General features: G+C 68.8%; 14 protein-coding genes. 9 read left to right on the plus strand and 5 right to left on the minus strand.

The genetic code is table 11. The features are described from left to right. Positions 1-170: 170 nt before the first annotated feature. The 5 genes from ACWEKR_RS26380 to ACWEKR_RS26400 all read left to right on the plus strand — a co-directional run bounded on the left by ACWEKR_RS26380 (position 171) and on the right by ACWEKR_RS26400 (position 5,111). Entirely contained in the window at positions 171-1,088 is a 918-nt protein-coding gene (locus ACWEKR_RS26380; protein ID WP_452356747.1) for a DMT family transporter, read from the plus strand. A 78-nt stretch (positions 1,089-1,166) separates the two neighbouring features. Further along, a complete protein-coding gene (locus ACWEKR_RS26385; protein ID WP_452356748.1) occupies positions 1,167-1,604 on the plus strand; it encodes a nuclear transport factor 2 family protein in 438 nt (145 codons plus the stop codon). Positions 1,605-1,625: 21 nt separating this feature from the next. After that, the gene (locus ACWEKR_RS26390; protein WP_452356749.1) at positions 1,626-2,291 is read left to right on the plus strand and encodes a class I SAM-dependent DNA methyltransferase; all 666 of its coding nucleotides are present in this window, start codon (positions 1,626-1,628) and stop codon (positions 2,289-2,291) included. Between the two features lie 133 nt (positions 2,292-2,424). Beyond that, on the plus strand, positions 2,425-3,768 hold the full coding sequence (locus ACWEKR_RS26395; RefSeq protein ID WP_452356750.1) for a WS/DGAT/MGAT family O-acyltransferase: 1,344 nt from the start codon (positions 2,425-2,427) through the stop codon (positions 3,766-3,768). A 218-nt stretch (positions 3,769-3,986) separates the two neighbouring features. Further along, a complete protein-coding gene (locus tag ACWEKR_RS26400) occupies positions 3,987-5,111 on the plus strand; it encodes an NAD(P)H-dependent flavin oxidoreductase (RefSeq protein ID WP_159841118.1) in 1,125 nt (374 codons plus the stop codon). 371 nt (positions 5,112-5,482) lie between these two features. On the opposite strand, the gene ACWEKR_RS26405 is transcribed toward ACWEKR_RS26400, so the two are convergent. Continuing rightward, positions 5,483-6,259, minus strand: coding sequence for a GntR family transcriptional regulator (locus tag ACWEKR_RS26405; RefSeq protein ID WP_452356751.1), 777 nt, complete (start codon positions 6,257-6,259; stop codon positions 5,483-5,485). Positions 6,260-6,364: 105 nt separating this feature from the next. Between ACWEKR_RS26405 and ACWEKR_RS26410 the strand changes: the two genes are divergently transcribed. After that, positions 6,365-7,855 carry an ABC1 kinase family protein gene (locus ACWEKR_RS26410; protein ID WP_452356752.1) on the plus strand — a complete coding sequence of 497 codons (1,491 nt, stop codon included), beginning with the start codon at positions 6,365-6,367 and terminating at the stop codon, positions 7,853-7,855. A gap of 131 nt (positions 7,856-7,986) precedes the next feature. Here the strand turns inward: ACWEKR_RS26410 and ACWEKR_RS26415 are convergent, their stop codons facing one another. Continuing rightward, a complete protein-coding gene (locus tag ACWEKR_RS26415; protein ID WP_452356753.1) occupies positions 7,987-8,586 on the minus strand; it encodes a GDSL-type esterase/lipase family protein in 600 nt (199 codons plus the stop codon). Between the two features lie 85 nt (positions 8,587-8,671). On the opposite strand from ACWEKR_RS26415, the gene ACWEKR_RS26420 reads away from it, so the two are divergent. Beyond that, a complete protein-coding gene (locus ACWEKR_RS26420; RefSeq protein ID WP_452356754.1) occupies positions 8,672-9,466 on the plus strand; it encodes a 2OG-Fe(II) oxygenase family protein in 795 nt (264 codons plus the stop codon). Then, entirely contained in the window at positions 9,453-10,223 is a 771-nt protein-coding gene (locus tag ACWEKR_RS26425) for an SDR family NAD(P)-dependent oxidoreductase (RefSeq protein ID WP_452356755.1), read from the plus strand. The genes ACWEKR_RS26420 and ACWEKR_RS26425 overlap by 14 nt, the downstream gene beginning before the upstream one ends. 9 nt (positions 10,224-10,232) lie before the next feature. Here ACWEKR_RS26425 and ACWEKR_RS26430 read toward each other — a convergent pair whose 3' ends face one another. Both ACWEKR_RS26430 and ACWEKR_RS26435 read right to left on the minus strand, forming a co-directional pair. After that, positions 10,233-11,102, minus strand: a complete 870-nt coding sequence (locus tag ACWEKR_RS26430) for an SDR family NAD(P)-dependent oxidoreductase (protein WP_452356756.1) — start codon at positions 11,100-11,102, stop codon at positions 10,233-10,235. Positions 11,103-11,122: 20 nt separating this feature from the next. Beyond that, positions 11,123-12,022 (minus strand): polysaccharide deacetylase family protein, encoded by a 900-nt coding sequence (locus ACWEKR_RS26435; RefSeq protein ID WP_452356757.1) that lies wholly within the window; start codon positions 12,020-12,022, stop codon positions 11,123-11,125. A 268-nt stretch (positions 12,023-12,290) separates the two neighbouring features. Here ACWEKR_RS26435 and ACWEKR_RS26440 point away from each other — a divergent pair, with 268 nt between their 5' ends. After that, a complete protein-coding gene (locus ACWEKR_RS26440) occupies positions 12,291-14,663 on the plus strand; it encodes a lysylphosphatidylglycerol synthase transmembrane domain-containing protein (protein WP_452356758.1) in 2,373 nt (790 codons plus the stop codon). Here ACWEKR_RS26440 and ACWEKR_RS26445 read toward each other — a convergent pair. Further along, positions 14,660-15,367 (minus strand): class I SAM-dependent methyltransferase, encoded by a 708-nt coding sequence (locus tag ACWEKR_RS26445; RefSeq protein WP_452356759.1) that lies wholly within the window; start codon positions 15,365-15,367, stop codon positions 14,660-14,662. The genes ACWEKR_RS26440 and ACWEKR_RS26445 overlap by 4 nt on opposite strands. Between the last annotated feature and the right edge of the window lie 57 nt (positions 15,368-15,424).

Here is a 15,424-nt window from a genome sequence, read left to right on the forward strand (position 1 = left end):
AGTCGGCGCCAACCGGCCTTGCCGGAGCCGGGAACTGGATCTGTCGGATGATCGGATCACTTGGCTAAGCTCCCGGTGGTCGAAAGCGACCGAAGCATGTTCCCCACCGAGCAGAGGTCGTTCGGCGCCGAGCCGATCGCCGTCCCTGGGTGCCGAACGGCGGGCGCGCGATGACCCGCCGGGGGTGGGCGCTGTTCTTGGTGATGGGCGTGATCTGGGGCGTGCCCTACGCGATGATCCGCGTCGCGGTGGAGGATCTGGACCCGATCGTGGTCGCGTTCGGCCGCACGCTGATCGGCGGTTTGCTGCTGTTGCCGGTCGCGCTGTTCTCCCGTGCGCTGGCGCCGGTGTTCCGGCGGTGGCGGCCACTGCTGCTCTACACCCTGGTGGAGATCACCGGGCCGTGGTTCCTGATCGGCTACGCCGAGACCACGCTGCACAGTTCCACCGTCGGCTTGCTGATCGCGGCGGTGCCGCTGATCGCCGTGGTGATCGTGACCGCGCTCGGTCACGATCGGTTCGACGCACGTCGGCTGCTCGGCCTGCTGATCGGTTTCGCCGGCGTCACGGCGCTGGTCGGATTGGACGTCGACCTGGGCAATCCCGCGGCGATCGCCGCGATCGGCCTGACCACGATCGGCTACGCGGTGGGCCCGATCGTGATCAATCGCGCGCTGGCCGATCTGCCTCCGCTCGGCGTGGTGACCGCGTCGCTGCTGCTCGCGGCGGCGATCTACGCGCCGTTCGCGGGCCGGCCGTGGCCGGCGCGGATCACCGCCGACGCGGGCTGGTCGGTGCTCGGCCTCGCGGTGATCTGCACGGCCGCGGCGTTCCTGCTTTTCTTCGCGCTGATCGCCGAGGTCGGCCCCGCCCGTGCGACGGTGATCACCTATATCAATCCCGCGGTGGCGATCCTGCTCGGCGTGACGGCGCTCGACGAGCCGCTGACCGCGGGCATGGCGATCGGCTTTCCGCTGGTCATCCTGGGTTCGGTGCTCGGCACCGCGAGCGGTCGCGACAAGGCGGCGCGGACGGAGCCTGCGACGCCCGCCGCGCCGGAGGCCGCCGCCCAATTACCCGAGAGGTAATCGCCACGGGTGCGGGCACACCAGAGAATCAGGTACGCGCCGTTGCGATCGCGCGGTGTCGTTTCGAAAGGATCTCGCGTGTCAGTCACCGTGCCCGCCACTAGAGCGGTGGTCGAAGAGTTGTTGCGGCGGATCGGTTCCGGAGACCCGGAAGCCGTCGCCGAGTTGTACGCCGAGGACACCGATTGGCGGCTCGATTGGCCGGAGGCCGAGCACGGCCGTACGGCGACGCCCTGGATCCGGCACCGTCGCACCCGGACCGATGTCGCCGATCACTACCGCTCGATCGCCGAACACCATGTGCCGGAGGAGGTGGCCACGCGTGTCGAACGAATACTCGTCGAGGGCGCGGACGCCGTGGTGCTCGGCGAGATCCGGCAGACCGCGCGCGGCACCCGTCGCGCCTATCGCGCGCGCTTCGCGCTGCATCTGACGGTGCACAACGGCCTGATCACCCGGCACCACGTCTACGAGGACAGTCTCGCGGTCGCCCAGGCCTTCGAACCGGGGGAGTGAGGAGGTAATACGCTGCTCGAGGTGCTGGATTCGACGGAAGACTTCGCAGACGAACGCCCCGATGTGGCGGCCACCCGCGCCGCCTACGACGATATCGCCGAGTTCTATACCGAACTCTTCCGCAACCACCTCGCCGGTGCGGTGCTCGACCGCGCGATACTCGGCGCGTTCGTGGAATCGGTGGCGGGCAACGGATCCGGGCCGATCGCCGATCTCGGTTGCGGACCGGGGCGGATCACCGGCCACCTCGCGTCGTTGGGGGCGCGGGTATTCGGCATCGATCTCTCGCCGCGCATGGTTGAGCTGGCCTGCGCGGAACATCCACAGCTGTTTTTCGCGCAAGGTTCGGTAGAGGAGCTACCGATCGGCGATTCCACGCTCGGGGGCATAGTGGCGTGGTATTCGCTGATCCACACGCCACCGGAGCGCGTGCCGCACGTGTTGAACGAGTTTCATCGGGTACTCGCGAGCAAAGGGCACGTGTTGCTGGCGTTCCAGACAGCCGACCTGCCCGATGCGGTGGAAGCCTTCGACCACAAGGTGACCCGGGCCTACCGGTGGGCACCGAAACGCCTTGCGCGTCTGCTCGACGCCGCCGGGTTCGCGATGATCGCCCGTATGGTGCGCGAACCCGGCCCCGACGAGCGGTTCGGGCAGGCATACCTGCTGGCTTCGAAGGTTCGGTGATTCACCGAACGCGGTCCATCCTGTCCGGGTAGGTTTGGCGTGTCGCGGCGGTTTCATGGCTGCGCGGGCCCGCCGACAACGTGGTCGATCCGAAACTCGAACGTTCCACCATGTCGTCAGGGGGCGACTCATCATGGAATTCATAGCGCCGGTCGATGCCGTCTTCTTGCTCGCCGAATCCCGGGAACAGCCGATGCATGTCGGGTCCCTGCAACTGTTCGAGCCACCGGAGGGCGCGGGAGACGACTTCGCCGCGCAGGTGCACGACGTACTCCTACGGAACACCGATATCGATCCGACCTTCCGCAAACATCCCGCGACGATATTCGGCTCCCCGCAGATGGCGTGGACGCGGGCCGAGCACGTGGAACTGGATTATCACGTGCGGCGGCTGGCCGTGCCCGGTCCCGGACGTATGGATCAGCTGGTCGAGCTGGCCTCGGGACTGCACAGCAGCCTGCTGGACCGGCATCGGCCGCTGTGGGAGTTCCATCTGATCGAGGGTCTCGCCGACGGCAGGTTCGCGCTGTATTCGAAGATGCACCACGCGTTGATCGACGGCGTCTCCGCTCAACGCCTGCTGCGGCGCACGCTGACCAGCGACCCGTCGGCCGCCGCCGCGCGGGTGCCATGGCATCTGCCTCGGGGCAGGCGCAGGGCGGCGGCCGGTGCGGCCGGTACCGCGCGCAACCTGATCTCCGCGGCGACGTCCGCCGCATCGGTGCTGCGCGCGGCCCGCACCGCCTTGACACGGCAGCAGCTGACCTTGCCGTTCGCGGCCCCGCGCACCATGTTCAACGTTCCGATCGGCGGCGCGCGCCGTGCGGTGGTCCGGTCCTGGCCGCTGGAGCGGCTCCAGCAAGTCAAGAAGGCCACCGGCTCGACGCTCAACGACGTGGTGCTCGCCATGTCGGCGGGAGCGCTGCGGCGGTACCTGATCGAACGCTCGGCCCTGCCGGACAAGCCGTTGATCGCGATGGTGCCGATGTCGTTGCGCGCCGAGGACGACGACGCGACCGACGGGGTGAAGGTGGGCGCGGTGCTGTGCAATCTCGGCACCGACCTCGCCGATCCGGGGGACCGCCTGCGCGTGGTCGCGGCGTCGATGCGCGACGGCAAGGAGGTCTACCGCACGCTGTCGTGCAACCAGACGATGGCGCTGTCGGCGCTGATGCTCAGCCCGCTGGCGCTCAATCTCGCGCCCGCGCTGATCCCGTACACCAACCCGACCTTCAATATCGTCATCTCGAACGTCCCTGGACCACGCGAGCCCATGTATTGGAACGGAGCGCGTCTGGACGCGAGTTACCCGTTGTCGATCCCGTTCGACGGCCAAGCGGTGAACATCACGCTCACCTCCAACGCGGGCAATCTCGATTTCGGCGTGGTCGGCTGCCGGCGCAGTGTGCCGCAACTTCCCCGTCTGCTCGACCAACTGGAGGAGTCGCTCGCCGAACTGGAGCGGGCCACCGCCTGACGCGGAAGCGCATTCCCCAGAAAACTAGAACGTGTTACTGTCGAGGCATGGTGTACCGGCCAGTCGAGGAAGCCGCGGCCGCTTCATGGCGATATCAGCGGCTTGCGGCGGACTCGACGCGCGGCGACCAGGCCGATCCGGGCGCCTCTTATGCAACTCGTTCTAGTACATCTGCGCCGCGCCGTTCGCGGCGGAGCAGTTAGGGAGACCAGCACGCCATGCGTACCGAAATCTGCGAACGGCTCGGGATCGAATTCCCCATCTTCGCCTTCACCCACTGCCGCGACGTGGCGGCCGCGGTCAGCAACGCGGGTGGGCTCGGCGTGCTCGGCGCCGTGGGCTTCACCGCCGAGCAGCTCGAGGTCGAGCTGGCCTGGCTGGACGAGCACGTGCAGGGCGTATACGGCGTCGACCTGGTGATTCCGTCCAAGTACGAAGGCAAGGGCATCGACGGCCTGAGCCCCGAGGAGCTGGAGGCCAAGCTGGCCGAGCTGGTCCCGCAGGAGCACCGCGACTTCGCCGAGAAGATCCTCGCCGACCACGGCGTGCCCAAGCTGCCGGAGGACGAGCACCACAACCAGTTGCTCGGCTGGACCGCCACCACCGCGGGGCCGCAGGTGGAGGTCATTCTGCGGCACCCGAAAGCCAAGCTGGTCGCCAATGCCCTCGGGACTCCGCCCGAGGACGTGATCAAGCAGGTGCAGGACTCCGGCCGGCTGATCGGCGCGCTGTGCGGTTCGGTCAAGCACGCGCTCAACCACAAGCGGGCGGGTCTGGACTTCGTGGTCTGCCAGGGCACCGAGGGCGGCGGCCACTGCGGCGAGGTCTCCTCGATGGTGCTGTGGCCGCAGGTGATCGACGCCGTGGGCGACCTGCCGGTGCTGGCCGCGGGCGGCATCGGCAACGGCCGCCAGGTGGCGGCCGCGATGGCGATGGGCGCCGCGGGCGCGTGGACCGGCTCGGTGTGGCTGACCGTCGAGGAAGCCAACGTGCCGCCCGCTCAGATGCAGACCTACATCGACGCCACCAGCCACGACACCGTGCGGTCGCGCGCCTGGACCGGCAAGCCCGCCCGCATGCTGCGCAACGAATGGACCGAGGCGTGGGAGCGGGCCGACACGCCCGATCCGCTGCCGATGCCGCTGCAGATGATGGTCGCGCTGGACGGCGTGAAGCGTGGCCACCGCTATCCGGAGGCCGCCAAGGATGTCAACTTCAACCCGGTCGGCCAGATCGTCGGCATGATGAACCGCGTGGAGCGTTCCGCCGACGTGGTCAACCGGCTGATCCAGGAGTACGTGGAGGCGTGTGAGCGCCTCAACAAACTCAACGGCGGGGTCTGAGTCCGGCGACGACACGGGGACGGCGGTGCCGCGCGGCAGCCCCCGGTCGAGCCGGGGGATGATCGCACCGGCGTAGCGGCGGCCACCCGTACGCCGGTGCGACCCGCCGGACCCGATTCGGCGGCACAGAAGAGTCGGTCACGCCGGCTGATGCCCTGTCGCGGAATCGATCTGGTGGCAGTCGGCGTCGTTCCCGGTAGGCCGAACAGCCTGGTGGCTGGAACCGATTCATCCCATTCGAATCCGCAAATCGTCTGAGACAGACTCGGCTGGGGAAACCAGGTATCCCGAGCACTTCCCCGCGATGAGCGGACCCGGCTCGGGCGATGTCCGAATGACGTCTCAGACGGACTGTGCGCCGTACGAAACGACTACGCGGAAGCCGCTCGGTTCTCCTCGGCGCTCTCCTCCACGCCGGCCACCAACTCCTCGAAGCGCGCGATGACCTTCTCGTGGTACATGCCGAACAGGTCCTCGAACAGCGCCAGCTGTGCCTCGCTCGGCCCGGAGCCGGAATCCCACACCGCGGCCAGCGCCCGCCACACCAGGACATGGAGATCCGGCGCGCCGGCGAAGTACGCCTCGACCGCCTCCGGCACCTCGAGCACCATCTCGCCGATCGAGTTCAAGATCGCGCGCTGCATGGGGAGCCCGAGCGCGGTCAGCAACCTGCGTACCAACGCCACCTCGAGCGCCAACAGCCGGCGCAAATCCGGATCGGGCTCCCTCGCTATCGATTCGAGTTCATCGATCGTGGATTTCAGTTCGGCGGAATCGATCCGCTGCGCGCCACCGGTGTAGGCGAGCAGCGCCTCGAGGACGAGAGTGCGCTCGACGTCGACGATGTCGCGGAACATCTCCATCGCGATGTCGGGCATCGGAATCGAGAAGCGGAACAGCTGGCGGTACACGTCCACCCCGCCGGCCTCCCGGACGTCGCGGATCGTGAATCCCTTGCCGCGCCGGGCTTCGACGAAACCGTACGACTCCAGCCGACCCAGAGTCAGCTGCGCGGTCGCGCGGTTCATATCGAATTCCTCGGCGACCTGACGCACCGACGGCATGAGATCCCCCGGCTGATATTCCCCCGCGGCAACCCGGCGCGCCAGTTCGTCGGCAACGTCGGCGACCACCGTCTGGGATCCCATCGAAGTCACCTTTCGACTGGTTTCGTATACGTCCCAGACAGTCTAAGCCCTACTGTGCGGTACTGCACCTGTGTCACACTTGTGCGCGCGACTGTGAGGTGAGTCATGACCATCCGGCCCATCGGAGAGCGCCCCGAGGAGGGGACCACGGGCAAACGATCCCGGCTTTTCGCTTCGCGGCCCCAAGGTAGACCCCCTGTTCACGGCGCTGTTCGCGGCGCGAAGCTGGCCGCGCTGCCGGCGGCGTTCGCCGGACGACAGGCCGCGGGGCTCGGCATGCGGGCACTCGGCAGATCGGCCGAAGAAGTCGATCGCGACATCCAGCTGCGCACCGCCCAACACATCTTCGAGGTGCTCGGCGAGCTCAAAGGCTGCGCCGCGAAGCTGGGGCAACTACTGGCCATCTATGAACTGGCACTGCCGCGGGACGTGGCCGAGCCGTACCGGATCGCGCTCGCCAGGCTCCAGGACGCCGCGCCCGCGATGCTGCCGCACGCGGTGCACGCCGCCATGGCCGAAAGCATGGGCGCGCAGTGGCGTTCGAGTTTCCGCGAATTCGACGACCGGCGCGCCGCGGCGGCCTCGCTCGGGCAGGTGCACCGCGCGGTCTGGCACGACGGCAGGACGGTCGCGGTCAAGGTGATGTACCCCGGTGGCAGGCAGGCGGTGGCTCGCGATCTGGATCACTTGCGCCGGATCTCGTATCTCGCAACGGTATTCCTGCCGGGCGCGGACGTAAAGGCGGTGACCGAGGCGATCTGCGCGTCGGTCACCGGGGAACTCGACTATGCGGCGGAGGCGAATTGCCAGAGGGCGTTCGCCGCGGCCTATGCCGACGATCCCGACTTCTACGTCCCGAACGTTGTTGCGCAGCACGGCGATGTGTTGATCAGCGAGTGGATCGACGGCACGCCGGTGCCACGCATCGTCGCCTCCGGTACGCAGGCCGAGCGCGACCGCGTGGGCATGCTCATGGTCCGCTTCGTGACTCGCGGCTGGGGCAGGCACGGCCTGCTGTACGCCGATCCGCATCCCGGCAATTTCCGGGTGCTGCCCGACGGACGCCTCGGCGTCATGGATTTCGGCGCGTGCTGCACGTGGCCGCCCGCGGGTTTCGGCGATCTGACGCTCGACTGTTGCAAGGCGATCTTCCGTGGCGGGCCGGGTGATCTGGCCGCGGCCACACGCCGACACGGCTTCGTCGAGAATGGACAGGCCATCGACAGCGAGGCGCTCTACGCGGCGATCACCCCGTGCGGCGAGCCGTTGCGGCACGCGACCTATCGCTTGACCACACGCTGGTTGCGCCGACAAGTGTTGCGCACCACAAATCCTCGGCTGACCAACGTGGTGCGCCAGATGACCATGCCCGCCTACTTCACGCCGTTCGCCCGCTCGTTTCTCACACTGGTGGGCGTGCTCGGGCAGTTGGAGACCGAAGGGCCTTACCGCGACGAAATCGTCCGCTGGGTACCGGAATTGAGCGAAGCGTTCAGTTCCGATGCTGCGCCGGAGGATCTTTCGGCGACAGCCGACCTGGATACCGCGCGGCGGCGGCGCGCCGGGACGCGCAAACCGGGTCTGCCGATCGGATGAGCAGGAGTACGTTGCCGCGCAGACGAATTCGGTAACCTGCTTATCCGAGGCCAGCTGGTGAGGCAATTCTGACGCTTCCGTCTCAGACAGAGCGCGAAATAGCTGCCACCCCGTGTTCGGAAAACGACATATCACTCTGTCAACCACGCACGCCACTGCGGAACGATGAGTGCGGCGAGTTCCGCATAACCCGCGGCGCCGGGATGCGCCCCGTCGCCCGCCCGGACCTCGGCGCTCCACACCGCGTTGTCACGCAACGGCTGGTGCACGCGCGCGTAGGGCACCCCGGATGCGGCGCAGACCCGGGCGAACCGCTCGTCCAGCGCCGCGGTGCGGGCATTGTGCTCCTCGTCCGCGATCGGCGGCGGGGCGACCATCAGCACCGGCCACCCGTACGCCGCGGTGTGGGCCAGCAGCGCGCTCAGATTGGCGACCGACTGATCCGGGGTCACTCTCGGGCCGCCGTTCTCGTGCATGGTGTCGTTCACGCCGAACGAAAGAACAACCCTGGCGTCCACGCCCTCCGGCAGCCGGGGTGCGCATTCGGTCTGGAAGCGTCGCACGATCGCGGTCGAGGTCTGCCTGCGCACCCCGAGGTTGTAAGCGGTCAGCGGGATGCCCTCCGCGTACGCGGCGGACGCGAGCCTGCCCGCCCAGCCCAGGCAACCCGGGTCGCCGACACCCGCGACGAACGAATCTCCGACGAAACACACACGCAGGTCACGACTCACAGGGGTGATCCTCGCAGCGCGGAGACCGGCCCGCGTACGCCGGGTGCGGGCAATATGATCACGGGGGTTCGACCGGGAGGGAGTAATGGTGACAACCGAGCCGGAGCTCGCGACACCGCCGGTTCCGCAGTGGTTCGCGCAGTTGTTCGCCCATCGGCGCTGGATCCGGCGCAGCAGGCCGTTCCCGCACGTGTACGCCCGCGACGTCTTCGTCCCCGAGTTCTATCAGCGGCTGGCCGACCAACTGGAACGCGTCCGCCGGGAGCGTCCCGACCTGTTCGTCACCGTCGCCGACGGCTGCAGCGCCGACGGAATCCGATTCGCCGATCTGCGCGACGGTCCGCTCGCGGTCTTCGCCACGCGCGAGTGGCACGACTTGGTCGCACGGCTCGGCGGCGTCGAAGCGACCGGTGACGTCGAGGGGTCGGTGCATCATCACGGGCCGGGCAGCCCGTTCGGCCGGCCGCACAACGACCTCGACCCGGCCTGGTTCCCCGGGCCCCCGCCCGGTCCCGGCGAAGTGCGGTTGCCCGACGGCACCGTGCACACCAAGACCGGAGCGCGCGCGCCCGGCGTCGTCGCGCGCGAGACCGTTCGCGCCGTCGCGGTGCGGTTCTATCTCGGCAATCCGGGCTGGTCGCCCGGCGACGGCGGCGAGACCGCACTGTACGACCACGTCGCCGACGCAGCCGCGCTGCCGTCGGTGGCTCTCCTCCCTCCACTGGACAACTCGCTCGTGCTGTTCGAGGTCACCCCGCGCAGCTGGCACACGTTCGCGGGCAACAACGCCAAAGACCGCAACAGCGTGGTGATGTGGGTGCACCGCACCAAAGCGGACGCCGAACGACGCTGGGGAGGAGACCGGATTGTCCAGTGGTGACCGCCGCGTCTGCCTGCTCACCGGCGCGGGCGGCACCCTGGGCGACGCCTTCTGCCAGGCCTACTACCGCGACTACGACATCGTCGCCGTCTGCCGCACGCGCACGCCGGCGGTGCCTTCGCAGCTGGAGTGGTACGTCGATCCGCTGGTGCCGGACGCGGCGGTGCCGGAGAACGACTCCCGGGTGTTCGTCCTCCGGTCCGATCTCACCCAGCCGGGCGAGGTGGACCGGGTGGTGGACCTCGCGCTGGCCCGGTTCGGCCGGGTCGACCTGCTGGTGAACAACGCGGCGCACGTCCGGCTGCACCCACGCGGCATCGTCGACGGCGACGCGGCGCTGGACGACTTCGATCCCCATTTCCTGCTGAACGTGGCGGTACCGCTGCGTCTTTCGGCACGGCTGGCACAGCGGTCCTGGCTGCACGCAGGCTCCGAGAACCGCGCGCGCAACCGCAACATCGTCAATGTCTCGAGTATCTCCGGCTCGGAGGTCTATCCGGGACAGACCCTGTACTCCGCGTCGAAGGCCGCGCTCGATCAGCTGACCCGCAATCTCGCGGCCGAATTCACCGAGTTCGGTGTGCGCGTGAACGCGATCGCACCCACCACGTTTCCCGTGCTCGTCCCCACCGAGCGAGTCGCGCGGGCGATCGTCGAGTTGGACTCGGGCCAGGTGTCCGGCGGGGTGTACGGGGTCGGCGTCGAACCGGACCGCGAGGACGGCAACTCCCTCCGGCTCGCCGACGCCGAACCGTGAACCAGCGGACTATTCACCGGTCGCGAGCCCGGTGGCCCGCTCGGAGAGCGTCCAGAGCCGACGCGCGAGTTCGGCGTCGACCGCCTGCTTGTTGCGCGGTCGCTCCGGCTCGAGCCGGTGAAAATACTGCCCGTTGATCGCCGCGCCGTCGGCGGTGGTGGCCAGGTGGATCAGCGGCTCGGCGCCTTTGTCCGGCTGGATGAAGAACACGCGCCCAAGCGGAGACCGGATGAACCGGCCGAGACCGAGCGGGGCGTTGTCGTAGACGTGGGTGGCGACCGCGCCGGGATGGAAGGCCGCGGTGGTGATCCCGGCGCCCTCGGTGCGGCGCGCCAGTTCCCGGGTGAACAGGATGTTCGCCAGCTTCGACGCGGCGTACGCGCCGAGCTGGTTGAACGAGCCCGTCGCGGCGTTGACCGTGTCCAGGTCCAGCTTCGCCATCCGGTAGGTCGTGCTCGCGGTGTTCACCACCCTGGCCGTGGCGTGGGTCAAGCGCTCCAGCAGCAGGTTCGTCAGCAGGAACGGCGCGAGGTGATTGACCTGGAAGGTGAGTTCGTTGCCGTCCTCGGTGACGGTCCGCTCGGGCCATGCGCCGCCCGCGTTGTTGGCCAGCACGTCGATCGTGGGATACCGGTCGAGCAGTTGGTCGGCCAGTTCGCGCACATCGTCGAGTCGGGCGAAGTCGGCGACGAACGGCTCGGCGCCGGCCTTCGCCGCCACCTCGGCGGTCCGCTCCGGTGACCGGCCGACCACCGCGACGGTGGCGCCGCGCGCGGCGAGCCGCTGCGCCGCGGCGGCGCCGATGCCCGAGCTGGCGCCGGTCACCACCACCGTCTTTCCGGTGAGGTCCTTCTCCCGTTCCTGGTCCTGCGCTGCCATCGCTGCCTCCCGAGCATCGGTTACCTGACCCGATCGTCTTCGGCTCGCGCGGATTCGGCAAGCTCCACCGCACCGGAGTAGTGCTCGGCGATCTCGTCGCTGGTGGTCAGCCACACTCCCGGGTGGGTGGCCACGTACTCGAGCGCCTGATCGAGGTACTTGATCCGGAACGCCTGCCCGATCACGAAAGGGTGCAAAGCCAGCGCCATGACGCGCCCGCTACCGGCCGATTCGGCGTAGAGCTGGTCGAGCTGATCGCGGACGATCCGCACGAAGTCCGGTCCACTGGTGGCTTTGCCGAGGAAGAGCGTGTTGTCGTTGAGTTCCACCGAATAGGGCACGCTGAGCAGGCCGGGTACCGACAGCGGGTAGGGCTGGTCGTCGTTGGTCCAGTCGAGTACGTAGCCGAGGCCGAGCTCGGCCAGTAGCGACGGGGTTCGGAACGACTCGGTCAGGGCGGGCCCCATCCAGCCGCGCGGCTTGCGGCCGGTGGCTCGCTCGATGGTCGCGACCACGTCGGCCAGGTACGCGCGCTCCTCCTCCGCAGGCAGGTCCGCCTGGAAGATCGAGTTGTTCTTCCCGTGCGCCGGCCACGCCCAGTTCCGTCGCACACCCGCGGTCACGATCTGCGGATAATGCTCGACGACATCCGAATTGAGCAGTGCGCTGGCGCGGATACCGTGCCGGTCGAGCACCTCGATCACCCGCCAGATGCCCACCCGCGGTCCGTAGTCGCGCCAGCCGTAGTTCAACGGGTCGGGCGCGAGCCCGGCGGTGCCGGGAAAGATGCTGGTGGACGGGCGGTCGAGCTGATAGTGCTCGACATTGAGCCCGACATAGAACGCGACCCTGGCGTCACCGGGCCAGCGCAGCGGCGCGCGGTCGACGATCGGGCTGTAGTCGAAGAGTTCGTTGTCCATGCCCTCATGCTGGAACTTGACACCAATGTGAGGATCAACGCCGAGAATGGTGATATAGGACACAACAGGCAGCCGATGCCCGATACCACCGCCGAATCTCCGAGCGTGCCGAACGGTATCGTGCAGCGAACATAACAACCGATCTCGTACGCACATGGGTAACTCGACGGGTACGCCCAAAAGAGGAGTGGCGCTCAACGCAAGACCTGAAGGCGGGTCTCGCGCCTCCCAACCAGTACGGCCTGAGTACCCGGAGAGGCGGGCGCGCATGCGAGTGGACGGGCGAGAGATCCCGGTCACGGGCAGCCTGCTACAGCCGCTGATCCGCCGCACGAGCGACATCGTCCGCGTCGTCCTCGCGGCCCTTTGGGTGGCGGTCGTCATCGCGGCGTCCCTGATCACCCGCCCGGAATGGCTGGCGCTGGAACAGTCGGTCTCCGAGATCGTCGGCTTCCTCAATCCGGACCAGTCCAACCTGGTGTACCTGGTCTACGGCATGGCGATTCTCGCGCTGCCGTTCGCGATCCTGATCGAGCTGATCATCGGCAGGCAATGGAAGCTGCTCGCCGGTTACGCCGCGGCCGGAGCCGTCGCCGCGCTGCTGTTGTCCATCACCGGCACCGGACTGTCCGCGCCGAAATGGCATCTGCAAGTGCCGGATCGGCTGGACACCTTCCTGTCCCAGTTCCTCGACGATCCGCGCTGGATCGCGATGATCGCCGCGATGCTCACCGTCGCCAGCCCGTGGCTGCCCGTCCGGCCGCGGCGCTGGCTGTGGTTCCTGCTGCTCGCGTTCGCGCCGATCCACCTCGTGGTCAGCACCGTGGTGCCCGCCCGTGCGATGTTCGGGCTGGCGGTCGGCTGGCTGGTCGGGGCGGTGATCGTGCTCGTGGTGGGCACGCCCGCGCTCGAGGTCCCGCTCGACGCGGCCGTCCGGCTACTCGCCCGACGCGGGCACACGGTCACCGGCTTCACCGTGGTACATCCGGCGGGCCGCGGGCCCTTGGTGCTCGCCGCGGCCGTCGAAGGGCCGGAACGCGAGCTCGTCGTCGAGATGTTCGGCAAGAATCAGCGCAGTTTCGGCGCGCTGCGGCAGGTGTGGCGCTGGCTGACCTTCCGCTCCAGTGAGACCGCGGCCATCCACGGTTCCATGCATCGCGCGGTCGAGCACCGGGCGCTCATGGCGATCGCCGTCGCCGATCTCGGGCTCGGCAGCTGCACGCCGGTCGCGGTCGCCGCGCTGTCGCGCGGCTGGATGTTGTACGCGCGCACCCAGCCCTGCGGGACGGCCCTCACCGAACAGTCCGCCGAAGTGCTGCCCGGCGTCTGGCGGGCGCTCGACACTTTGCAGCGCAAACAGATCTCCCACGGCGACCTACGGCCGGTCGACATCCGCGTCGCCGACGGCGTCGCGTTGTTCGGCGGCTTCGGCAACGCCGAGTACGGAGCATCGGACGCGCAACTGCAATCCGACATCGCCCAATTGCTGGTGACGACCACCGCGACGTTCGGCAAGGAGCCCGCGGTGCGGGCGGCGATCGAAACACTGGGGGAGGCCCGGGTGCTCGCGGCCGCGAGCCGGTTGACCAAGTCCGCCATACCGACCGGGATCCGCAAAGCGGTTCCGGAATGGAAGGCCGCGCTCTCCGACGCCCGCGAGGAGGTACGCAGACAGACCGGTCAGGACCGGATCGAAGCCGAGCAGATCACCCGGTTCTCCCGCAACCAGATCATCCAGCTGGTGCTGCTGATCGGCCTGGTGTACGTCGCCTACCCGTTCATCAGCGCCGTGCCGACCTTCTTCACCCAACTGCGCACGGCCAACTGGTGGTGGGCGCTGGCCGGGCTCCTGGTCTCGGCGCTGACCTACGTCGGCGCGGCGGCGGCGCTGTGGGCTTGCGCGTCCGGTGCGGTGAGCTTCCGCAACCTCGTGATCATGCAGGTCGCCAACACTTTCGCCGCGACGACGACGCCCGCGCGGGTCGGTGGCCTCGCGCTCAGCGTGCGCTTCCTGCAGAAGGGCGGCGTCGGCGCGGTGCGCGCCACGGCCGCGGTGGCGCTGCAACAGGCGGTGCAGGTGATCACCCACCTCAGCCTGCTGCTCGCGTTCAGCATCTTGGCCGGTACCTCGACCGATCTGTCCCACTTCGTCCCGGACGCCACGGTGCTGTATCTGCTCGCCGGCGTCGGCGTGGGCATCGTCGGCACGTTCATGTTCGTGCCGAAACTGCGCCGCTGGCTGAACAACGCGGTCCGCCCGCAACTGCAGGAAGTCCTCGGCGAACTCGCCGACCTCGCCCGCGACCCGAAGCGCTCGGCGGTGATCGTCCTGGGCTGCGCGGCGATCACCCTCGGCCTCGCCGGCGCGCTCTGGGCCAGCGTGGAGGCGTTCGGTGGCGGCACCACCTTCATCACCGTCACCATCGTCACGATGATCGGCGGCACCCTGGCCTCGGCCGCGCCGACCCCGGGCGGCGTCGGCGCGGTCGAGGCCGCGCTGATCGGCGGCCTGGCCGCATTCGGGCTGCCCGCGAACATCGCGGTGCCGTCGGTGCTGCTCTACCGCGTGCTCACCTGCTGGCTTCCGGTGTTCTGCGGCTGGGCGACCATGCGCTGGCTGGCGAAGAAGGACCTGATCTAGGTCCGTTCCGGCGCGGCTTGCGGCTTGGTGGCCGACAGGACGCCGGTCGCGGGGCGCACGACGACGAACTCGACATCCTCGAAACCGGTGTCCTCCAGCATGGCTCGGTACCGGCGGATGTCGATGCCCGCCATGGGATCACCGTGGTCGTCGCCGTAGCCGGTGTCGTGCGTGCGGTGGGCCGCGAACCGGGCCATCACCCGCACGGCGGTGGAGCGCAGCGGGTCGGTCGGATAGGTGTCGGCGAGCAGCAGCCGGCCGCCGGGCCGCAAGACCCGAAACATCTGCGCGACGGCGTCGGCACGGTGCGCCGCGGGGATGTGGTGCATGGCGAAGGTACAGGTCACCAGATCGGCGGACGCGTCGGGCAGCGGAAGCGCCTGCGCGGTACCGCGTTCGAATCGGCAATTCGGCAGGTCACGGCAGCGGGCGGTCGCGTAGTCGACCATCTGCGGCGCCGGGTCTACGCCGGTGACCCGGCCGGCGCGGCGCGCCAGCACCCGCGCGAGGTCGCCGGGGCCGCAACCGATGTCGACGACGTCGGCGTCGGGCGCCGGACGAGCCAGCCCGGCGAGGCGGGCGTTCAGGCGGTCCCCTCCGCCGAGTAGGAAACCGGCTTTGAACGCGCGGTAGCGGCGCGGCTGGGTGAGCAGGACTCCGACGTCGTGCGAAGTGGTGGCAGACTGTGGTTCGTTTCGGGACATGAGTCCAGGATCGGCCGCTGTCGCCCTGCCGACCAGGGGCAATGCCCCGGGACCCGT

The organism is Nocardia sp. NPDC004573 (genome assembly GCF_053602135.1).